Genomic DNA, 19,964 nt, shown 5'->3' on the forward strand with positions numbered 1-19,964 from the left:
CAGGATGGATCATGCCGGGAAACAGGCTCCCGGATGGTCTGCCTGCCGGCCCCTCAGGATCCTGGCCGCTGCCGCGCCGCCGTGCGCGCGGCGATGGCACGCGCCCGGGCCAGCAGGGCCTCGGCCCGCTGCACGATGGGGATGTCGATCATTTTGCCGTCGAGGGCGAAGGAACCGCGCCCTGCGGCGGCTGCTTCCCGGTCCATGGCGACGATCCGCTCGGCCCTGTCCACGGCCTCGGCGGACGGGCTGAATCCGGCGTTCAGCGCCGGCACCTGCGCCGGATGGATCGCCGAGGCGCCGACGAAGCCGAAGCTCGCCGCGCGCCGTACCACCTGGGTATACGCCTCGATGTCGGAATAATCCGCCACGGTGCCAATGGTGCCGAGCGGCATCAGACCGGCGGCCGTTGCCGCCTGCAGGATCTGCTGCTTGGGCAGCATCAGCACCTCGGCGGTCGGCTCGCCGCCGATGGCCGTGGCGTAGTCTTCCGCGCCGAGCGACAGCCCCACCAGCCGCGGCGTGGCGCGGGCGATGGCGTGCGCCTGGGCCAGTGGCCCCGGCGCCTCGACCAGTGCGACGAAGCGGATGCCGCCTGCGGGCAGGCCGCGCTTCTGTTCCAGCCGGGACACCAGCTCGTCCAGCAGGCGCAGGTGGTCGGGGCCCTCGGCCTTGGTCACCATGATGGCGTCCACGCCGGGGATCACCGCGGCCTCCAGGTCGCGCACCGCATCCTCCAGCGGCTGGTTGATGCGCACCAGGATGTCCGAGCTTCCCTCCCGCCGCAGCCGCGCGACGGCTGCCTCCACCTTTCCGCGGGCGTCGGCCTTGTCGACGGGGGCGATGCTGTCCTCGAGGTCGAGCTGGATGGCGTCGGCGCCACGTTCATGGGCGCGGGACAGGAAGCGCTCCACATTCACCGGCACGAACAGGCCGGAACGCCAGATGGGATGCGGAACGGGATCCGGATGCGCGCTCATGCCGCCACCACCAGACCGGAGGCCGTTGCCGCCGTGATCTCCTGCTCGTCGAAGCCCTGCGCCGCCAGGATCTCGCGGCTGTGCTGGCCGAGGCGCGGCGCCGGGGCGCGGATCGCCCCGGGCGTGCCGGACAGCCGCGCGGGGATGGCGTGCATGGGGAACTGCTCCATGTCCTCGTCCGGATATTCGGTCAGCAGGCCGCGCGTCTGCACGTGCCGGTCCGCCATGAAGCGGACGATGTCGTTGACCGGGCCGATGGTGACCTCGGCGGCTTCAAAAAAGGCCACATTTTCCTCCAATGTCTTCTCGGCGACAAAGGCGCCGATGATGGCGTCCAGCTCCTCGCCATGCGCCACGCGCTGCTCGTTGGTGCGAAAGCGCGGATCCTCGACCAGATCGCCGCGCCCGATGGAGCGCATCACCCGCTCCGCCATGCCCTGGGTGGAGGCGGACAGGCAGACCCAGCCGCCATCCTTCGTCCGGTATACGTTGCGCGGCGCCGCGCCGGTGGATCGGCTGCCGGTGCGCGGCTTGGTCTTGCCCGTCAGGCGGTAATTCGCCGCCTGCGGGCCGAGCGCGGTGAACAGCGGGTCGAGCAGCGGCAGGTCGATCACCTGTCCCTGGCCACCGCGCATCTCCACCTCGCGCAGCGCCGCCATGGCGGCGAAGGCGCCGGTCAGGCCGGCGATGGTGTCGGCCAAGTACATGGGCGGCAGCACCGGCTCGCGGTCGGCGAAGCCGTTCATGTCGGCAAAGCCGGCAAAGCCCTCCACCAGCGTGCCGAAGCCGGGGCGGCGGGAATAAGGCCCGTCCTGCCCCCAGCCGGAGATGCGGACGATGATCAGCCGCGGCTCCAGCTTCAGCAACTCCTCCGGCGGCAGGCCCATCGCCTCCAGCGTGCCGGGGCGGAAGCTTTCCACCAGGATGGCGGCACCCGGCACCAGGCGGCGGATCAGCGGGATCGCCTCCCTGTGGCGGAAGTCGATGCACAGGCTGCGCTTGCCGCGGCTGTGCACCTTCCAGGCGGTTTCCACCCCGCGGACCCGCCAGCCGCGCAGCGTGTCGCCGTCGCGCGGCTCCACCTTGTCCACCGTGGCGCCGAAATCGGCCAGGTGCTGCGTCAGCGTGTTGCCGGCCACCAAGCGGGAAAGATCCAGCACCCGCATGCCGTCCAGCGGCCCGGGAGCGCCGGGCGTGTAATCGGCGCGGGGCAGGCTCTGCCGCGGCGCCTCGTCAAGCGGCGACATCGGCGCCTCCCCGGAACAGGATGCCGCCCACATGGGGCAGCCAGAGATCGAGCCGGTCCTCGGTGGGCGGCTGCCGCGCCTCCAGCCGCAGAGCGGCGCCGGCCAGATCCAGCCCGACCTGCCACTGGCCGCCGACGTAGGAGCGGCTGGTGACGCGGGTGGCCAGCACCGATCCGCCTTCCATCCGCGCACCGGGTGGCGCCACATGCATCTGCTCGGGGCGGAAGGCGAGGGTCACCCGGCTGCCGGCGGCGGCGGGGCGCTCGGCCACCGCTTCCAGCCGCTGCCCATCGGCCAGCTCCAGCAGGGCGCGACCGCCGGCGGACGCCTCGCCCAGCACGCGGGCGGGAAGGAAGTTGGTGGTGCCGATGAAATCCGCGACGAACGGATCGGCCGGATGCTCGTAGATCTCCTGCGGCGCGCCGATCTGCGCGATGTGCCCGCCATTCATCACCACGATGCGATCGGACAGCGAGAGCGCTTCGATCTGGTCGTGGGTGACGTAGATGGTGGTGAGACCCAGGCGCGTGCGCAGCTCGGCCAGCCAGGCGCGGGCGCGGTCGCGCAGCTTGGCGTCGAGATTGGAGAGCGGCTCGTCCAGCAGCAGGATGGCCGGGCGGTAGACCAGGGTCCGCGCCAGCGCCACCCGCTGCTGTTGCCCGCCCGACAGCTCATGCGGGTAGCGGCCGGCGTAGCGCTCCATCTCCACCAGCGCCAGCACCTCCTCGATCCGGCGTTTGCGCTCCGCCGAGGAAACCTTCCGCAGGGTCAGGGGAAAGGCGACGTTGTCGGCGACGGTCATGTGCGGCCACAGCGCGTAGCTCTGGAACACGAGGCCGCAGCTGCGCGCCTCGGGCGGCAGGTAGATGCCGCGCGCCGCGTCGAAATAGACCCTGTCGCCCACCTGGATGCGACCGCCATCGGCGCGGTCGAGGCCGGCCACGGCGGCGAGCGTGGTCGATTTGCCGCAGCCGGAGGGGCCGAGCAGGGTGACGAACTCGCCATCCGCCACGTGCAGGTTGACGTCCTCGACGGCGGTGACGCCGCCGAAGCGCTTGGTCAGCCCCTGGATGGTCAGGTCAGCCATGCAGCTTCACTCCGAAGATGCCGCGCACGGCGGCGACGCAGACGGCGATGACCGCCACCTGGATGGTCGCCAGCGCGGCGACGAGGCCGACCTCCCCCTGCACCCACAATTGCAGCAGCGCGGTGCCGATCACCTCGCTGCCGGGCGCGAACAGGAAGATGGCGGTGGAATATTCCTTGAAGAAGGAGATGAAGAGGATGGTGAAGCAGCCGACCAGCGCCGGGCGCATCAACGGCAGCAGGATGCGGCGGCTGGTGGTCCACCAGTCCGCGCCCTGCACGCGGGCGGCGCGGTCGAGGTCGTGGCTCACCTGCAGCAGCATGGGCGCCACGGCGCCGATGCCGGCCGGAATGAAGCGCATGGTGAAGGCGATCACCAGGATCCAGATGGAGTTGCGCAGGAAGCCCAGCCCCGGCAGCAGCGCGAAGGCGTAGAAGAAACCGATGCCTGCTACCACGCCCGGCACCGCGCGCGGAAACAAGGCCAGGTAATGCAGCGCGCCGCGGAAGCGGAATTCCGAGCGGTGCACGATGATGGCGACCAGCCCGATCAGTGCCGTGGCGATGGCGCCGCCCACCAGGCTGACCACGAAGGAGTTCCACACCGCACGCGAATACACCGGGTAGTCGAAGATCTGCACGAAATTGGCCGTGGTCAGCACCTCCGCCAGCGGGATCATTGGCGACAGGAAGGCGGTGAAGGCGCGCAGCACCAGCACGCCGATCGGCGCGATCACGGTGGCCAGGATGTAGAGGCCGGCGAGGATGAACAGCGGCCAGCGCAGCCCGCCGAGGCGAAAGGGGCGCGGCCGCGTCGCCTTGCCGCCCAGGGTGATGAAGCGCCGCGTGTTGCCCAGCATGCGTCCCTGCAGCCAGACCAGGAAGCACACCACCGCCAGCATCAGGGCCGCCGCCGTCGCCACCAGGCCGTGATCCGGCCGGGGCGAGGAGATGCCGTTGTTGAACAGAAAGGTGGTGAGCACGGTGATGCCCGCCGGGTCGCCGAAGATCAGCGGGATGGACAGCAGTTCCAGCCCGATGGTGAAGTTCAGCACGGCGCTGTAGGCGATGGCCGGCTTCATCAGCGGCAGGGTGATGCGCCACAGCGTGCGGAAGGTGCCGGAGCCGGACACGCGCGCCGCCTCCTCCAGCGAGGGATCGGTGATGCTGGCGGAGGACAGGCAGTAGATATAGGCCAGCGGCGCCTGGGACACGCCGGCGATCACGGCCATTCCGGTGAGGGAGTAGAGCGTCCAGGGCGCGTCGCCCAGTGCCGATTGCCAGAGCAGGGTGGCATAGCCCGCGGGACCGTACACCGCGTACCAGCCGAAGGAGAGCACCAGCGCCGAGAGGTAGAGCGGCCACAGGAAGAACTCGCTCAGCAGTCGCGCCATCGGCAGGTCGGTGCGGCCGAACAGGATGGCGGCCAGGGTGCCCACCACCTGCGCCACCACCGTGGTCATCGCCGCCAGCGCCGCCGTGTTCAGCAGCACCAGCCCGAAGCCTTCCGTGCGGGCGAGGCGGGCGAAGTTCGCGAGGGTCAGGTTGTACTCGGCGTCGTAGAGCGCACCATCGAGCACCGATTGCAGCAGCACCGGCAGCAGCGGTCCCGTCACCAGCACGAGCACCAGCAGCGCCGTGCCGTACTGGATCGGCACGGCGCGCGGGATGGCCGGGGGCGCGGGCGGCGCCTCCGGCCCGGACATGGCCAGGCTCATCGGCTCAGCTCACGCCATAGGCCTGCTTCCAGCGATCCAGGAAGCTCTGGTATTGCTCCAGGATCGCCGGATTGTAGTCGATGAAGGCGATGTTCTTCTCGCCGCCCACCGCCTCGCTGATCGAGCTGAAGGTGTGGCGGATGCCCTCGCCGGGGCGGATGTCGGGCCGCGCCGGGGTCAGGCCGCCGCGGCCGAAAGCCTGCTGGCCCTCAGCTGCAGCGATGTAGTCGAGCATCAGCTTGGCGGCGTTGACGTTGCGGGCGGCCTTCGGAATGGCCATGCCGCGCAGAATGACGAGCTGCCCGTCCTCGATGAAGTTCCAGCCCAGCACACGGGCCCGGGCCGGGTCGTTCAGCCGCGGCCAGAAGGTGATGGCGGACACGAACCATCCGGCCGCGTACTCGCCGGATGTGACCTTTTCCGTCATCGGCCCGCCGGAGCGTTCCCAGCGCGGCTGGGCGGGGGCGATCTGCCGGAACCATTCCCAGGCCTGGTCGCCGTGCTTCTGCACGAAGCCGAAATTGGCCGAATAGCCGAAGCCGCCATTATGCGCACCGTAGCTCGTCAGCTTGTTGCGCCAGCGGGTGCGGTTCTCCTGCGCCAGGGCCGCGAATTGCGCGAAGCTCCTGGGCTGCTGCGCTTCCGGCACCAGCATCTTGTTGAAGATGAAGACCAAGGGATCGGCCGAGACGGTGTAGACACCCGGCCAGGGCTTTGACCAGGCCGGCCAGGCGGCGGCCTCGGGTGATTCATATGGCATCACCTCATCGCGCTGCTGGAATTCGATCCAGCCTGAGGGATCGGCGGTGGCCAGCAGGTCGGCAGTGCGGCTGTTGGTGCCACGCTCGGCCAGGTAGCGCTCGAACACCTCGCGCGAGTTCGGCAGGTCAAGCGTCTCCACCTTCACCTTGGGATATCGGCGGCCAAAGCCTTCCAGCACCGGGCGCCAGTTCTCGGCCGACATGATGGAGTAGATCAGCAGGTTGCCTTCCCGCTCCGCGTCGGCCACCACTGTTGCGTAGCCCTGCGGATAGGATGAGGGCGCGCCCTGGGCCTCGGCACGTCGTGTCAGGATCAAGGCAGGCAGGGCCAAGGCGGTGCGGCGACCGATCCGGATCATCTCGTGTTTCCTTCCCTTCAGGGCCTCGCCTCACATGGTAGCTCGACCCCCGCGCTCATTGGCGCAATAATTGGCGCCATTACGCTACGCAGGTCTTTCCCGCTGCCGCAATCCTTTTCGCAGGACACCGATCGCAGAATGACCCGTGCCGCCCCGCCGAAACGCCATCTCGCCGCGGAAATCGCCGCCGCCATCCGCTCCGGCGACTACCGTGCCGGGGAATGGCTGCGGCAGGTGGATCTGGAGGAAAGCCTCGGCGCCACGCGCTTCGACATCCGCGCTGCCCTGGCCGAACTCGCCCTGCGCCAAACGGTGGAACACGTGCCGAACCGCGGCTTCCGGGTGGCACAGCCGGATCGGCAGCGCCTTCGCGACATGCTGGCCGTGCGCGTGCTGCTGGAATGCGAAGCCGCGCTCGGCGCCCTGCCCCGCCTCGACGAGGCGGCGTTGCGGCTGCTGGAACGCAAGGCCGACGCGTTCGACCATGCCGTGGCGGACGGCACCACCACCAGCCAGAGCGCCACCAATCTCGATTTCCACGACACGCTATATGGCTTCGCGCCGAACCGTGCCCTGGTGGAGGTGGCGGTCGAGATCCGCGACCGCGCCCGGCTCTGGCCGCTGGTGCTGTGGCCCTCGGTGCGTGCGCTGCGGCGCAGCGCGGAAGGCCACCGGGACATCCTCGCCGCGTTGCGCAGCGGCGACCCGGCACGGGTGGCGCAGAGTGTTCGGGCGCATATCCTCGGCTCCGCCGCCAATGATCCCGATCTGGAAAAGCTGGTGCAGGACTGAGGGCCGGAACGGTTGGCCGCGGCGCTGGCCCGCCCCGGCTCCCGGATCAGCCTGTGCCCTGCGGCCGGTCGGGCTTCTCGTTCCGTGGCGCCGGCCTAGCCTGCAGGCGCGCCTGACCCGGGGTGACGCCGAAGGCGGCTCGATAGGCCGCGCCGAAGGCCGGCGCGCTGGCATAGCCCACCATGGCCGCCGCGCGGGCCGGCGGCACGCCGCGCGCCAGCAGCGCCGCCGCCTCGGCCAGCCGCCAGTGCTGCCGCCAGGCGCCGAAGCTCATTCCCGTTTCGGCACGGAACAGGCGGGACAGGGTGCGGGCGCTGGCGCCGACCTCGGAGGCCCAGCCTTCCAGCGTCAGGTCGCTGTCCGGCCTCTCGCGCAGGGCTTCCGCCAGTCGCAGCAGGCGCGGGTCGCGCGGCTGTGGCACGCCGAGCGGCAGGGTGGGCGCGCGGCCGATCTCGTCCAGGATCAGCGCGGCGAGGTGGCCGGCGCGCCCCTCCGGATTCCATTCGGGCGGTTCCTCGCAAGCCGCCAGGATCAACTCCCGCAGCAGGGAGGAGACGGCCAGCACGGCCACGCCCGGCGGGCCGTGCCGCGCCGCGTCCTCACGCAGGAACAGGGCGCGCATCGCCACCAGCCCCTGCGTCGCCACCGCGTGCGGCAGCCCGGCCGGCACCCACAGCGCCCGCCCCGCCGGCACCACGAAGCCCGCCGTGTCGGTGGTGATGCGCATGACGCCCTGGCTGGCATAGATCAGCTGCACGCGGCGGTGGGCGTGGCGCGGGGTGCGGCCACCATCGGCGTAGTCGCGTCGGAAGCCGGCGAGCGGCCGGTCCACCGCGTCCTGCGGCAACTCGCGGGAGGGGATGATGTAGATCGGTATTTGGCGGGTGGGCGACATGATCTGGCCGGATGTCGGTGTCCGGTCAGGCTATGCTTCCCGGCAGGAACGGCAAGACCGGAACGCCCGCACCATGTCCCTGCACCCTGCCACGCGGCAGATCGCCTTTATCAACGCGGCGCACAGCGCCACCCATTTCAGCCTGCTGATCCTGGCCACCGCCGTGCTCGGGCTGGTGCAGCAGGAGCCGGGGCGGTTCGGCACCGAGTACGGGCCGATCCTGGCGCTCGGCACGGGCATGTTCGTGCTCTACGGCGTGGGCTCGCTGCCGATGGGCTGGCTGGCCGCGCGCTTCGGGCGCCGCGCCCTGATGCTGGCCTTCTTTCTCGGCACGGGCGGCTGCATGGCGCTGGCCGGCCTCGCGCCCTCGCCGCTGTGGATGGCGGTGGCGCTGGCCGGGATGGGCGCCTTCTCGGCCATCTATCATCCCGTCGGCACCGCCATGCTGGTGGAGGCGGCGGGCGACCGGGTCGGGCGCGCGGTGGGGCTGAACGGCGTGTTCGGCAATCTGGGCGTGGCGACGGCGCCGGTGCTGACGGCCTTCCTGGTAGCTAGCCTCGGGTGGCGCTGGGCCTTCCTGGTGCCGGGGCTGCTCTGCGTGGCGGCGGGCGCGCTGTACTGGCGCGAGCCGCCGATCGACATGGCCACGGCGCGCGGCGCGCAGAAGCCCTTTCCGTCCATCCCGCCCGCCGTGGTGCGGCGCGCGGTGGTGGTGGTGCTGTCCATCGCCGCCGTGTCGGGGCTGGTGTTCAACGCCTTCACGCTGCTGCTGCCCAAGCTGATGGAGGAGCGGCTGGCGGCCAGCCCGGACCTGCTGCCGGTGATCGGCGCGCTGGCCTTCATCGTGACCATCTGCGGCGGGCTGACGCAGTTCACCGTGGGGCGGATGATCGACCAGATGACGCTGCGGCGCGTCTTCCTGCCAATGGCGCTGGTGCAGGTGCCGGCGATGCTGGCGCTGTCCTTCGCCGAGGGCTGGCTGGTGCTGCCGTTGGCGGCGGCGCTGGCGGCCTCGATCTTCGGCCAGGTGACGGTGAACGAGACGATGACGGCCCGCTACATCGCGCCGCCGCTGCGGGTGAGGCTGTATTCCATCCGCTTCTTCGTGGGCTTTCTGGGCGCCGCCGCGGCCTCGCCGCTGATCGGCCTGCTGCACGAGGCGACGGGGCGGCTCGACTTGGCGCTGGTGGTGCTGGCCGGCTTCTCGGGCGTGACGCTGCTTTGCGCGCTGTTCTTTCCTGACCATCGGGAAGAACTGCAGCCCGAGCTGTGGCAGGCGCAGGCTTCGCCGGCCGAGTGATGCGGCGGGGCTACTCCGGTCCGGAGCACCAACCGCCCTGGTGAACAGCCGGGCCGAGCCGGCACGCTGATCACCCGCCCTATGGGCCGCCGCATCGCGGGTGATGAGGGATAGCGTCCTGCACCGGCAAGATCCCTCAGGCGCCAGTACCGTGCAGCGTGCCGAGATCACCGCTCTCCAGCCCATCCAGCGGCCCCGCGCCAGCGCCGGTGATCGCACCGAGCAGCCGGCTGCCGCGGCAAGGTGGCAACCGTCATCGGACCCGGCGATTGGTGGGTTTCGGGCCGGAACGGTTCACCCCAGGGAAAAAGCCTCATGCGTGGAGGTCTGGATGCCGCCTCCCACCACCGGGCCGCCGCCTGCCACATGGATCCAGTTCCCCAGCGTCACGGCGCCGAGGCCGTGCCGGGGCGTCGGCATCGGCGCATGGCTCTGCCAGCGATCGGCGGCCGGATCGTAGCTTTCCATCTGCCCATGCACCGTGCCCGTGAGCGAGCCATTCTCGAACCGGCCGGTTTCACCCCCCATGGCCCAGAAGCGCCCGGCCAGCAGCACCAGCCCATGGCCCGAGCGCGGTGTCGGCATGGCAGCCCGTTCGATCCAGATGTCACGCTGGGGCAGGTAGAGGTGGTGCAGCGCGGTGTTGTACTCGAAGGTATTGAAGCGGCCGCCGATCACGTGGATGCCACCCGCATGGGCGATGACACCGGCATGGTCGCGGGCACCGGGCAGTGGCTTGCGGCGCTCCCACCGATCCGCCTGCGGGTCGTAGACCTCGTGCCAGCCGATGCTGGCCCGTTCGCCTGCGGGATCCGTGGCGCCGCCGATCAGGTGAACCCGGCCTTCCAGCACGGCGACCGCGGCGGCACCCCGGGCCCGTGGCAAGGGCGCGATGGAACGCCACCGATCCTCGGTGACCTCGTAAACAAAGGCGCCGTCATGGGCAGCGCGGTTCTGCTCCGTGAAGCCGCCCAAGGCATAGATCCTGCCTTGGTCAGCCACCACGGCGACGTGGTTCGCACCCCGCGGAAGGGGTGCGGCCTCGTTCCAGCGATCGGAGGCGGCGTCGTAGACATGGTGATAAGGGCGGTCGACCCGTTGCTCGGCATAGCCGCCAACAACGTGCATGCGGCCGTTCCATGCCGTGGCCCACGCCATCTCGCTGCGGGGCAGCGGCAGCGGCGCCCGGGCTTCCCAGCGCCCGGGCGGGCCCGGCGGGGCAGGACTTTCCAGCGAACGCTGGCTCAGTTGCTGCTGCGTCAGGATCACCGGCCCTCCGCCGCGGAGCGGTGCCATCTGCTCCGAAGGAATGCCATGATGCGGCACCTGCGCCAGGGCGGGCGCTGCAAGCAGGGTGGCGGAACTGGCGAGCAGGGCGCGGCGGTGCATTGCGGTTCCTCGGCGATTGTTCCGGCGACCTTTGCCCGCTGCCCGGAGACTTCGGGCGGAAACGATCGCGACGATCAGCCGGTCCGGATGCACAGCAGGCAGGGCGCCAGCATGGTCCATGCGACGCGACGGATGCAAGCCGGCGCCATGGCCAGGATGCAACGGGCTTGCCACGAAGAATGTTCGCGCAACGGCGCCCGGGCCCCGGAGCGATCCCGCGATGAGGCTGCCCGCAGATGGGCGGGCGCGCCTTCGGGCCTCAACCGCCGCTGATGGCATTCCTCAGGATCATGACGGGGATCGATCTGCGCGCTGCAACGACCGAGACGTTGATCCCCGCCTGCCCGGAGCGCCCGATGATCCCGCACCGGCTTGGGAGCGGACGGGGGCGCCTGAGCGGCCGGCTGCCGGCGTGGTCAAGTTGTCGCCAGCAGGCAGCGGAAAGTGCTGCTGCCTGTTGATGGGCGCCCTTCCCCGCCTCCGCCTAGCGCCGCACCGCCGACAGCGCCTTGCCGAGAATGGCCAGTGCCTCGTCGAGCTGGGCCTCGGTGGTGACCAGTGGCGCCAGGAAGCGGATGACGTTGCGGTGCACGCCGCACTTGATCACCAGCAATCCCCCTTCTCGCGCAGCATCGATGACGCGCTGGGCCAGGCCGGCATCGGGCGCGCCGGCCGCATCCACCATCTCGATCGCCTGCATGAAGCCGAGGCCGCGCACATCGCCGATCCCCGGGTTCCCGCGCTGGAGGCCGAGCAGGCCAGCGCGCAACTGCACCCCCAGCCGTTCCGCGTGCTCCAGCAGCCCGTCCTGCTCGAAGATGTCCAGCACCGCGAGCGCCGCGGCACAGGCCAGCGCGTTGCCGCCATAGGTACCGCCCAGCCCGCCCGGCTCCGGCGCATCCATGATCGCCGCGCGGCCCACCACCCCCGAGAGCGGCATCCCGCCGGCCAGGCTCTTGGCGACGGTCACCAGATCCGGCCGGATGCCGGCCTTCTGGAAGGCGAACATGCTGCCGGTGCGGCCGAACCCCGTCTGGATCTCGTCGGTGATCAGCACGATTCCGTGCCGTGTCGCGATGTTCCTCAGCGCCTGCAGAAAGGCTGGCGGCGCCGGAAGGAAGCCGCCATCGCCCTGCACCGGCTCGATCAGAAAGGCCGCGACGCGATCCGGGGTGATCGTGGTCGCGAACATCTCCTCGAGCTCCGCCAGCGCCCGTTCCGCGGTGATGCCGCGATAAGGGTTCGGGAAATGCGCATGAAACACGTCGGACGGAAATGGCCCGAAATTCTGCCGGTAGGGTGCGGCAAAGCCGGTCAAGGTCACGCCCAGCAGGGTGCGTCCGTGGAAGCCACCGTGGAAGGCGATGATGCCGGTCCGCTTGGTGTGCGCGCGGGCGATCTTGACCGCATTCTCCACCGCCTCGGCGCCGGAGGTCAGGAACAGGCTTTTGTAAGCCTCGCCCGAGCCGATCATGGCATTCAGCCGCTGCGCCAGGGCGATATAGGGCTCATAGCCGGCCACCTGGAAGGAGGCGTGGCTGATCCGTCCGAGCTGCGCCTGCACCGCCGCCACCACGCGGGGGTGATTGTGCCCGACATTGAGCACGCCGATTCCGCCCACGAAATCGAGGTAGCGGCGCCCATCCACATCCCAGACCTGACTTCCCTCGGCCCGCTCCAGGACTACCGGATGCGCGGTGATGATGCCGCGTGGGACGTTATGCTCGCGCTCGGCCAGCCATGCCTCGTTCCTGGTGATGTCGGGCGAAGGGGAAACCAGCATGGCGTCACTCCGTGAAAAGGCCGATGAAGCTGCGCAAGGCTAGCCGAATGCCACAGCCGGAAGCGGCGTTCTTTGGCGCCATCGCAGCTTCGATGCCCTGCTTCGGTTCCGGAGACCGCAGAAAATGCCGCCCTCGGTGCCGGAGGGCCGGCGGATCTGGCGGTGGGCGCCTTCGCGGGCGGACCGACGTCTCAGGCCTTGCGTAGGTTCCAGAAGAGCGGAAAGGAGGCCGGCACGAGGTCCAGCAACTCGGTCCGGTAGGCCGTGGGGTAGTACAGCTGTCCCAACGGAATGAATGGCACCTCCTTGAAGGCGATGCGCTGCATCTCGGCCGCGATGCGCTTCTGATCGTTTGTATCCGGAGCGTCCAGCCACGCGTCGCGCAGAGCCTCGAGGCGCGGGCTGGTTGGCCAGCCGAACCAGCCCTGCGGGCCGTTGCCGCGAAGCGGCACGTGGCTGGACGGATCCGCCACGGTCAGCCCTTCATAGGTGGTGGTGAAGGCGCTCCAGCCACCCTGGGCCGGCAGTTCCTTGCTGGACCGCCGCTGCACCAGCGTTCCCCAATCCATGCTGGCGAAGTCGACATTCAGGCCGATCTGCTTGAACAGATCCGCCGCGACCTGGGCATGCGCGGCCTGCACCGGATAATCCGAAGGCGACATCAGCAGGACCGGCTCATCCTTGTAGCCGCTGTTCTTCACCATCTGCCGCGCCCTGGCGATGTCGCGCGGGCCTGTCAGCACCTCCAGCCCGGCATCGCTGGCCATCGGCATTCCCGGCGTGAAGACGCCGGCGGGCACATGGAACAGTTCCGGCTCGGCACCGACGGCGGCGGCCATGAAGTCGGATTGGTTTACGACGGAAAGAACCGCCCGCAGCAATTGCGGATTGTCGAAGGGCGGATGCAGGTGGTTCACCGCCAGCATGGCGAGCACGCCCACCTTGTCGTTCACCGCGACCTTCACGTTGCGCATGCCGCGCAGCATGCCGAGCAGGTCGAAATCAGGACGCTGCAGCCAGTCCACCTCACCGGTCTGCAGCGCGCCCACGGCGGTTGCGGCGTCCGGCATGACGATCCATTCGACACGGTCGAAATGCGCCACCTTGCCGCCGGCCAGGAAGCTCGGCTTTTCCTGCCGGGGCACATACCGGTCGAAGCGCGCGTAGATCGCCCTGGAGCCGGACACCCACTCGTCGCGCAGGAAGCGGAAAGGGCCGCTGCCGACATACTCGCTGATCTGCTGGAACGGATCGGTCCGGGAGATGCGCTCCGGCATGATGAAGCAGTTATCGGCAAAGGCGCGCAGCATCAGGCTGTAGGGCTTGTTCAGCCGGATCTCGAAGCGGTTGTCGTCGAGCGCCCTCATCTCCTCGGCACGGGCCAGCAGGGTCTGGCCCAGGGGGCGACGCCGGGCCCAGCGCCGGATGGAGGCGATGCAGTCATTCGCGCGGACCTTCTCGCCATCGTGGAACAGCAATCCGTCCCGCAGAGTGAAGCGCCAGGTCAGGCGGTCATCGGAGAGTTCGTGGCCGGCCACCATTTGCGGCTGGGGCTCGAAGCTCGCATCCAGACCGTACAACATGTCCCAGATCATTGCGCCATGGTTGCGGGCGATGGTGGTGGTGGTCCACACCGGGTCCGGGTTGGCCAGATTGCCCTCAGGCACGAAGCGGAGCACCCGGCTCCGGCCCTGAGCCAGGGCGGGGCGTGGCAGGGCGGGCTGCAGCAGCCCGGTGGCGGCGGCGCCGGCAGTGGCGCCCAGAAGGGTTCTGCGCTTCATGGTCGGGCTCCTGTCAGGTTCCGGCACCACCCTGCGGCGGAAGCCGGAAACGGAAATCTGGCCGCCATCCGGGCAGGGCCACGGTTGGCAGTTCCGGAAACGCGCCGGACTCGATCGGGCGGAGTCACGGGATTCTCGAGCATCACCCGATGTCAGCCTCTCTTTCGACCCAGATCAAGCGTGGCAGCAGCACGGGTCCCGGGTTCATCCGGGTAAGCTGGGGAATCGCGCCTGACGGGCGAAACGGCCTGCCTTTCGAGATGATCCCGTGAGTGCGGCACGCCACCGGCTGGGGCATCGGCGGCCACGAGACCTGAACGGAACAGGCTGGCCGCCTGTCCGCCGGACGGCTTGGCTGCCGATCAGGTCACCTCGCCGAATTGTAGCGCGGCCAGGCGCGCATACAGGCCGCCGGTCCGGATCAACTGGTCATGCGGCCCGACGGCCACGATCCGGCCCTGGTCCAGCACCACGATGCGGTCGGCACGGCGGATCGTCGCCAGCCGGTGCGCCACCACCAGGGTGGTGCGGCCGCGGGACAGCACAGCCAGCGCCTGCTGCACCGCGCGCTCGGATTCCGCATCCAGCGCGCTGGTGGCCTCGTCGAGCAACAGGATCGGCGGGTCGCGCAGAACGGCGCGCGCGATGGCGATGCGTTGCCGTTGACCGCCCGACAGGGTGACGCCCTTGGCGCCCAGGAAGCTCCGCATGCCCTGGGGCAGTGCCTCGATGAAGCCCAGCGCCTCGGCGGAGCGGGCGGCGGCACGGATGTCCTCCGGCGTGGCATCGGGCCGACCATAGGCGATGTTGGACGCCGCATCGGTGCTGAAGATCACCGGATCCTGCGGCACGAGGCCGATCCGCGCCCGCAGCGCCCCGGGCTCCACCGATGCGATATCCACCCCGTCGACCAGGATCCGGCCCTGCTGCGGATCGTAGAAGCGCAGCAGAAGTTGCAGCACCGTGGTCTTGCCGGCACCGGACGGTCCGACCAGCGCGACGGTCTCGCCGGGCTCGATGCACAGCGAGACATCGTGCAGCGCTGGCCGCTCGGGCCGGCTCGGATAGGTGAAGCCGATGTTCCGGAACTCGATGCGGCCGCGCGGCGGACGCGGCAGCGGCGCTGGGCTGGCCGGAACGGCGATGGCGGGCGGCACCCTGAGCAGTTCCAGCACCCGTTCCGCCGCCGCGGCGGCGCGCTGGACCTCGCCCCACAGCTCGCTGACCGTGGCGCCGGAAGATGCCAGCAGCACGGCATAGAACACGAAGGCGGAGAGTTCCCCACCCGTCATCCGGCCTGCCACGACATCGCGCCCGCCGATCCACAGGCTGAAGGTGATGGCGCCGAAGCCCAGCAGGATCACCACCAGGATCTGTGCGCCGCGGCTGGCGATGCGACGCAGCGCGGCGGACATTGCGGCCTCGGCATCCTGCCCGAAACGGTCGGCCTCGCGTGCCTCGCGGCCGAAGGCCTGCACGGTGCGGATCCCGTTGATGATTTCCTCGGCCCGGGCGCCGAGATCGGCAACACGCTCCTGGGCCAGCCGCGACAGGGCCTTCTCGCGGCGTCCGAACAAGATCAGGGGCACCACCACGAGCGGCACCACGAGCACGACGACGCCGGCCAGCTTGATGCTGGTGAGAACCAGCAGCGCAAAGGCTCCCGCCATCATCAGCAGGCTGCGCAGCCCCTGCGAGATCGCGCTGCCGACCAGGGATTGCAGCACGCCAATGTCAGCCGTCAGGCGGGACAGGAGGTCGCCGGTCCGCGCCGTCTCGAAAAAGGCGGGCGACAGGGTCAGAACATGGTTGAACACCGCGCGCCGCAGGTCCGCGGCGACGCGTTCTCCCAGGGACGAGACCAGGAAGAACCGCAGGGAGGTGGCCGCGGCCAGGGCCGCCACCACGGCAAACATGCCGAGGGCCGCCGCATCCAGCGCTCCCTCGCCCTGTCCGCCGAAGCCCGAATCGATCAGGTGCCGCAATCCCTGGCCCAGTCCCAGCGTCAGGCCGGCCGCCGCCAGCATCGCGCCGGCGGCGGCGAAGACGCGCAGGCGGTAAGGGCGGAGATGCGGCAGCATCTGCCGCAGCGCCGCCAGCCCGCCAGGAATGCGCGGCATGGCCTTCAGGACGCCGCCCGCCGGAACGGCACGGCTCGAGCCGGACCAGAGGCCTTGGCCCTTCTGATGACCCCACTGGGGCGATGCTCGTCGGCGAGGGTCATGCTGGCTTCTTCCAAGGGCGTGTCGGACGCCGCGGCGGGGAGCCGCGACGCCCGGGAAACCTCTATTGGCGTTGGGCCCGGCTTGTCCATCGATGCCGGCGGCCGGGCGAAGGCGCATCAACACTGGGGCCGCACTGGGGCCGCGGGCGTTTTTCCGGCTCGACAGGCGCCCCCGAATCGTACTTGTTTTGTTCTTGTTCCTCCTCCTTCTCGGGATGCCGCCGTGCCATGCCACACCAGCCTCAGTTTCTGCTCGATCCCGTGACGGCGCACCGCGTGCGTCATGCCCTGGCCCAGGCGCTGCGCGCCGGCTGCACGGTGCGGGAAGCGAAAGGCGAGGCCCGGGGTTATCTCCGGGCGGTTCGCCCCGCCATGCCGCGCAACCACCTGGCGAACGCGGTCGATGGCCTGCTCGGCGAACTTGATCCCGTGCTGGAGGAGCGGGTCCGATGCGATTCGGACGACGCCAGCGAGCCGCCCGGCCAGCTGCGGCTGGGGATCTGAGGGCGCATCGCGGCCCGCATCATGCGGGTGCCGGCGCTTCCGGCGGGGGCACCGTGCCGGGGCGGGGATCGATCGGCGCCCGCAGCCCAAAGCCACCGACCCGCTCGAACAGCGCCGCCGCCTGCAACGCGATCGCATCCCGCCGCGGCGGCGCCGCGATCTGCAGGCCGACGGGCCGCCCGTAGCGATCAAAGCCACAGGGCACGGCGACGGCGGGGCAGCCCGCCAGCGTGATGGCCGCGTTGATCATGGAGCCGGCCATGTAGTTCTCCAGCTTCACCCCGGCGATGCTGTCCGGATTGCGCAGCATGACGTCGAAGGCGGGGGTGGCCGCGCCCGGCGTGATGAACACGTCGTAGCGCTCGAACAGGGCGGCCATGCGGCGGTAGAAGGCGGCCCGTTCGCGGTCGGCCCAGGCCAGCTGGCTTGGCGTCGCCGCCAGGCCGCGCTCCGTGTTCCAGATGATGTCGGGCTTGATAAGCTCGCGATGCGCCGCCAGCTGCGCCTCCCGGTCCACCACGAAGGACTGGCTGCGCAGGATCAGAAAGGCTTCCCCGAGCTGTCCGAGATCCGGCGCGAACTCCTCGACCACGCAGCCTGCCGCCTCGAAGGCCAGCACCGCCCGCGCGCAGAGCTCGCGCGTTTCGCGGTCCACCGGAAGCTGGCCGTTGAAATCGGGCGAGAAGGCGATGCGCCTCGGGCGTTCGGCTTCGGCGGCGGCGACGGCCTCGGCATAGGTGCGGGCCGGGGCGTCATAGGTCATCGGGTCCAGCGGGCACCATCCCGCCATGGCATCGAGAAACAATGCCAGGTCCGGCACGTTTCGCGCCATCGGACCCTGCACCGAGAGGGGCGAGAACAGGTTGTTGACGCTGCCCCGCGTCACGCGGCCCGGAGAAGGCCGCATTCCCACCACGCCGCAATAGGTGGCCGGCCGCCGCAGGCTGCCGCCATGGTCGCTGCCCTGCGCCAGCCACGCCTCACCGGTGGCCACGGACACGGCGCCGCCGCCCGTGCTGCCGCCACAGGTCAGGGCCGTGTTCCACGGATTGCGCGTGCGGCCGAACACCTCGTTGAAGGTGGAGCCGCCGGCGCCGAATTCCGGCGTGTTCGATTTCGCGACAACGATGCCGCCACGGGCCTCGATGCGCCGGACGAGCGGGTGTGACGCGGCCGGAACATGATCCCTGAAGATTGGCGAACCATAGGTGGTGCGGACCCCCGCCACGTCGGTCAGGTCCTTGATCGTCACCGGCAGGCCGCCGAGCCAGCCCGCGCCGCCGGCAAGCTCCCGCCCTTCTCCCGCCATCAGCCGTTTGGCGTGGTCGCGTGCCCGATCGAGGCAGAGGGTGGGCAGCGCATTCACCTGCGGCTCGACGGCGGCGATGCGCTCAGCGGCCGCATCGATCAGGTCCAGCGGCGACACCTCGCCGCGGTGCAGCTGGGCGACGGCCTCGGTCGCGGTCAGGCGGATAACATCGTCCATCCCGGGAGTTTGGCACCGAGGGAGCGGCGGCAACAAGGCGCCGATGCCAAGTTTGTGCCGGGATCCCGAGCTCCGTGACCGCCGAGACAGCCATCCCGCTGGATCCGGGCGCCTCGGGCCCGGCCTGGACTGCGACGAATGCGCGGGCGCTCCAACGGCCTGCGGTCTGGTCGCCCCTGGCTGGCAGGTTCCCTTGGGGGAACCATGGTCGAGTCGAGGTGGCGGCCATTCCGCACCGCCTGGCGCGGGTTATGCGTGCCGGCTTCGGAGCATCAGGATGCCGGCAGGATATTGTTCCTGCACCAGCGTTACCTTGCCTTCCCGTTCGAGCTCCAGGGCGGCCACGAAGCTGCTGGCGAGGGCGGCGCGACGCTGCACCGGATGATCGCGGACTGCCGGCAGATCGGGCAGGCAGCGGAGCAGGTCAAGCGGCCGGTCATTGTCCAGCAATAGGCGGCGGATATGCGCCAGCGCGTCCGGCACTCGCCAGACCTCCCGCGGCCACACCGCGCCAACCGGAAGGGCCGCCGGCGCTCCTTCCCCCTCACGCGGCTCCAGCACGGCGAGGAGCGCTTCCCAGAAGGCCAGCTGCCGCTCGGCCATGGTATCGGCCATGTTCCAACGCTCGGGCAGGCCACGATCCCAGCGATCCTGGTGCAGTTGCGGGCGCGCAGCGAGCCAGGCGGCCGCTGCCTGGACGCGCAGCAGTTCATTCAGCTGCGCGACGCGGCGGCCCGCCTCGGCCACCGCATCCTCGGCTTCCGCCGCATCGGCGGGTCGCAGCAGCTGCGCGCGCAGCAGCACCAACTGGCTGGCCTGCACAACCCAGTCCCCCTGCCGATCCAGCGGAACATGCCCGGCCGCATCGGCCAGTGCTGCGATGAACTGCTCGATCAGCGGCAGCAAAGGCAGCTTCGCCAGATCCAGCTTGTGCCGTTTCACCAGCTCCAGCAGCAGATCCAGCGGCCCCTCATACCCTGCCACATCGAGCCACGGGGTCTGACCGGCCTCGGCCGCGACGTCACTCCTCGGCATAATGAGGCGTCAGCTCCAGGGAAAGATCCGGCCAGTTCCGCCGCAATTGTTGCAAGGCGGGCCAGGGCGACCAATCGGCCGACCAGAAGGCCACCGCCCAGCGGTCTGTTTGTCGCAGGCGCCGGTCATGTTTCACCGGCAAGGCATGCACCTGCCGCAGTGCCCGGCTGGTGCCCCAGTGCCGCCACAGCCAGTCACGGCTTTCCGGCTCCTCCGGACCGAGCGCCAGCAGCGGCCTCGGAACCGGCAGCAATCGATGAAGGTCAAGCGGGCAGCTGCGATCGCCGGCGGCGATCCGCGCCTGTTCCCGCGCCTCATGCAGGGCCACCGCGTCGCGCAACCGCCGCGCCAGGAGGCGTGCGCCGGGCAGGCTGATCGCCCGCGCTCCCTGAGGGGGTGCGGCAAGGCCGAGAAACCATTCCTCCTCCAGCCGGCCGGCATCGCGCCTCCAGGGGATCGCGCCGGGCCCGGCGGCGGCGGCGCGGAATGCCGCGAGGTCCTGGTGTGTTCCGGTGACGAGGAGGGTATGGCGCAGCCAGTCGGTGGCGCTGGGGACCATGTTGGTCAGAGGTCGAGCAGTCGGGCGGGGCTGTCGCGGGTGATGCGGGCGCGGCGGCGGTAGGC

Annotated in this window: 15 protein-coding genes and 1 pseudogene; 3 read left to right on the forward strand and 13 right to left on the reverse strand. The window is 70.1% G+C overall.

Annotation, left to right across the window (positions count from 1 at the left end; all coding sequences use genetic code 11):
* Window positions 1-53: 53 nt before the first annotated feature.
* The 5 genes from D2K64_RS16670 to D2K64_RS16690 are packed head-to-tail and all read right to left on the reverse strand — an operon-like array spanning window position 54 to window position 6,151.
* The gene (locus D2K64_RS16670) at window positions 54-980 is read right to left on the reverse strand and encodes an HpcH/HpaI aldolase/citrate lyase family protein (protein ID WP_120009517.1); all 927 of its coding nucleotides are present in this window, start codon (window positions 978-980) and stop codon (window positions 54-56) included.
* Window positions 977-2,227, reverse strand: coding sequence for a CaiB/BaiF CoA transferase family protein (locus D2K64_RS16675; RefSeq protein WP_238384244.1), 1,251 nt, complete (start codon window positions 2,225-2,227; stop codon window positions 977-979). Before D2K64_RS16675 ends, D2K64_RS16670 begins: the two co-directional genes overlap by 4 nt.
* Window positions 2,214-3,314, reverse strand: coding sequence for an ABC transporter ATP-binding protein (locus D2K64_RS16680; RefSeq protein WP_120009518.1), 1,101 nt, complete (start codon window positions 3,312-3,314; stop codon window positions 2,214-2,216). The genes D2K64_RS16675 and D2K64_RS16680 overlap by 14 nt, the downstream gene beginning before the upstream one ends.
* Window positions 3,307-5,031 carry an ABC transporter permease gene (locus D2K64_RS16685; protein WP_120009519.1) on the reverse strand — a complete coding sequence of 575 codons (1,725 nt, stop codon included), beginning with the start codon at window positions 5,029-5,031 and terminating at the stop codon, window positions 3,307-3,309. Before D2K64_RS16685 ends, D2K64_RS16680 begins: the two co-directional genes overlap by 8 nt.
* A 4-nt stretch (window positions 5,032-5,035) precedes the next feature.
* Window positions 5,036-6,151: an ABC transporter substrate-binding protein gene (locus tag D2K64_RS16690; protein WP_120009520.1), complete on the reverse strand. Its 1,116-nt coding sequence runs from the start codon at window positions 6,149-6,151 to the stop codon at window positions 5,036-5,038.
* Window positions 6,152-6,289: 138 nt separating this feature from the next.
* Between D2K64_RS16690 and D2K64_RS16695 the strand changes: the two genes are divergently transcribed.
* Window positions 6,290-6,943, forward strand: a complete 654-nt coding sequence (locus D2K64_RS16695; protein ID WP_120009521.1) for a GntR family transcriptional regulator — start codon at window positions 6,290-6,292, stop codon at window positions 6,941-6,943.
* Window positions 6,944-6,989: 46 nt separating this feature from the next.
* On the opposite strand, the gene D2K64_RS16700 is transcribed toward D2K64_RS16695, so the two are convergent.
* Window positions 6,990-7,838 (reverse strand): AraC family transcriptional regulator, encoded by an 849-nt coding sequence (locus D2K64_RS16700; protein ID WP_120009522.1) that lies wholly within the window; start codon window positions 7,836-7,838, stop codon window positions 6,990-6,992.
* Between the two features lie 73 nt (window positions 7,839-7,911).
* Here D2K64_RS16700 and D2K64_RS16705 point away from each other — a divergent pair, with 73 nt between their 5' ends.
* Window positions 7,912-9,138: an MFS transporter gene (locus D2K64_RS16705; protein ID WP_120009533.1), complete on the forward strand. Its 1,227-nt coding sequence runs from the start codon at window positions 7,912-7,914 to the stop codon at window positions 9,136-9,138.
* Between the two features lie 294 nt (window positions 9,139-9,432).
* Here D2K64_RS16705 and D2K64_RS16710 read toward each other — a convergent pair whose 3' ends face one another.
* The 4 genes from D2K64_RS16710 to D2K64_RS16725 all read right to left on the reverse strand — a co-directional run bounded on the left by D2K64_RS16710 (window position 9,433) and on the right by D2K64_RS16725 (window position 16,211).
* Window positions 9,433-10,527 carry a Kelch repeat-containing protein gene (locus tag D2K64_RS16710; protein WP_120009523.1) on the reverse strand — a complete coding sequence of 365 codons (1,095 nt, stop codon included), beginning with the start codon at window positions 10,525-10,527 and terminating at the stop codon, window positions 9,433-9,435.
* A 484-nt stretch (window positions 10,528-11,011) separates the two neighbouring features.
* Window positions 11,012-12,310, reverse strand: coding sequence for a 4-aminobutyrate--2-oxoglutarate transaminase (gene gabT, locus D2K64_RS16715; protein ID WP_120009524.1), 1,299 nt, complete (start codon window positions 12,308-12,310; stop codon window positions 11,012-11,014).
* Window positions 12,311-12,501: 191 nt separating this feature from the next.
* Entirely contained in the window at window positions 12,502-14,091 is a 1,590-nt protein-coding gene (locus D2K64_RS16720; RefSeq protein WP_120009525.1) for an ABC transporter substrate-binding protein, read from the reverse strand.
* 362 nt (window positions 14,092-14,453) lie between these two features.
* The gene (locus tag D2K64_RS16725; protein WP_202910716.1) at window positions 14,454-16,211 is read right to left on the reverse strand and encodes an ABC transporter transmembrane domain-containing protein; all 1,758 of its coding nucleotides are present in this window, start codon (window positions 16,209-16,211) and stop codon (window positions 14,454-14,456) included.
* Between the two features lie 332 nt (window positions 16,212-16,543).
* Here D2K64_RS16725 and D2K64_RS16730 point away from each other — a divergent pair, with 332 nt between their 5' ends.
* Entirely contained in the window at window positions 16,544-16,819 is a 276-nt protein-coding gene (locus tag D2K64_RS16730) for a hypothetical protein (RefSeq protein ID WP_120009526.1), read from the forward strand.
* 19 nt (window positions 16,820-16,838) lie between these two features.
* Here D2K64_RS16730 and D2K64_RS16735 read toward each other — a convergent pair whose 3' ends face one another.
* The 3 genes and pseudogenes from D2K64_RS16735 to D2K64_RS16745 form a co-directional block, all read right to left on the reverse strand.
* Complete coding sequence (locus D2K64_RS16735) at window positions 16,839-18,305, reverse strand: amidase (protein WP_120009527.1); 1,467 nt, start codon at window positions 18,303-18,305, stop codon at window positions 16,839-16,841.
* A gap of 249 nt (window positions 18,306-18,554) precedes the next feature.
* The gene (locus tag D2K64_RS16740) at window positions 18,555-19,340 is read right to left on the reverse strand and encodes a segregation and condensation protein A (RefSeq protein ID WP_120009528.1); all 786 of its coding nucleotides are present in this window, start codon (window positions 19,338-19,340) and stop codon (window positions 18,555-18,557) included.
* Window positions 19,327-19,964: pseudogene (locus D2K64_RS16745) on the reverse strand (transposase); the annotation flags it as partial. The gene D2K64_RS16740 and the pseudogene D2K64_RS16745, both read right to left, overlap by 14 nt.

This window comes from Teichococcus vastitatis, assembly GCF_003604215.1.
Taxonomy (GTDB): Bacteria; Pseudomonadota; Alphaproteobacteria; order Acetobacterales; family Acetobacteraceae; genus Pseudoroseomonas; species Pseudoroseomonas vastitatis.

What these genes read in the sequence shown, in the direction of transcription:
- D2K64_RS16705 (WP_120009533.1), top strand. Translation starts at nt 7,912, where the DNA reads ATGTCCCTGCACCCTGCCACGCGGCAGATCGCCTTTATCAACGCGGCG.
- D2K64_RS16720 (WP_120009525.1), bottom strand. Translation starts at nt 14,091, where the DNA reads ATGAAGCGCAGAACCCTTCTGGGCGCCACTGCCGGCGCCGCCGCCACC.
- D2K64_RS16730 (WP_120009526.1), top strand. Translation starts at nt 16,544, where the DNA reads ATGCCACACCAGCCTCAGTTTCTGCTCGATCCCGTGACGGCGCACCGC.
- D2K64_RS16685 (WP_120009519.1), bottom strand. Translation starts at nt 5,031, where the DNA reads ATGAGCCTGGCCATGTCCGGGCCGGAGGCGCCGCCCGCGCCCCCGGCC.
- D2K64_RS16725 (WP_202910716.1), bottom strand. Translation starts at nt 16,211, where the DNA reads ATGCCGCGCATTCCTGGCGGGCTGGCGGCGCTGCGGCAGATGCTGCCG.
- D2K64_RS16680 (WP_120009518.1), bottom strand. Translation starts at nt 3,314, where the DNA reads ATGGCTGACCTGACCATCCAGGGGCTGACCAAGCGCTTCGGCGGCGTC.
- D2K64_RS16690 (WP_120009520.1), bottom strand. Translation starts at nt 6,151, where the DNA reads ATGATCCGGATCGGTCGCCGCACCGCCTTGGCCCTGCCTGCCTTGATC.
- D2K64_RS16740 (WP_120009528.1), bottom strand. Translation starts at nt 19,340, where the DNA reads ATGCCGAGGAGTGACGTCGCGGCCGAGGCCGGTCAGACCCCGTGGCTC.
- D2K64_RS16710 (WP_120009523.1), bottom strand. Translation starts at nt 10,527, where the DNA reads ATGCACCGCCGCGCCCTGCTCGCCAGTTCCGCCACCCTGCTTGCAGCG.
- D2K64_RS16735 (WP_120009527.1), bottom strand. Translation starts at nt 18,305, where the DNA reads ATGGACGATGTTATCCGCCTGACCGCGACCGAGGCCGTCGCCCAGCTG.
- D2K64_RS16695 (WP_120009521.1), top strand. Translation starts at nt 6,290, where the DNA reads ATGACCCGTGCCGCCCCGCCGAAACGCCATCTCGCCGCGGAAATCGCC.
- D2K64_RS16700 (WP_120009522.1), bottom strand. Translation starts at nt 7,838, where the DNA reads ATGTCGCCCACCCGCCAAATACCGATCTACATCATCCCCTCCCGCGAG.
- gabT (WP_120009524.1), bottom strand. Translation starts at nt 12,310, where the DNA reads ATGCTGGTTTCCCCTTCGCCCGACATCACCAGGAACGAGGCATGGCTG.
- D2K64_RS16675 (WP_238384244.1), bottom strand. Translation starts at nt 2,227, where the DNA reads ATGTCGCCGCTTGACGAGGCGCCGCGGCAGAGCCTGCCCCGCGCCGAT.
- D2K64_RS16670 (WP_120009517.1), bottom strand. Translation starts at nt 980, where the DNA reads ATGAGCGCGCATCCGGATCCCGTTCCGCATCCCATCTGGCGTTCCGGC.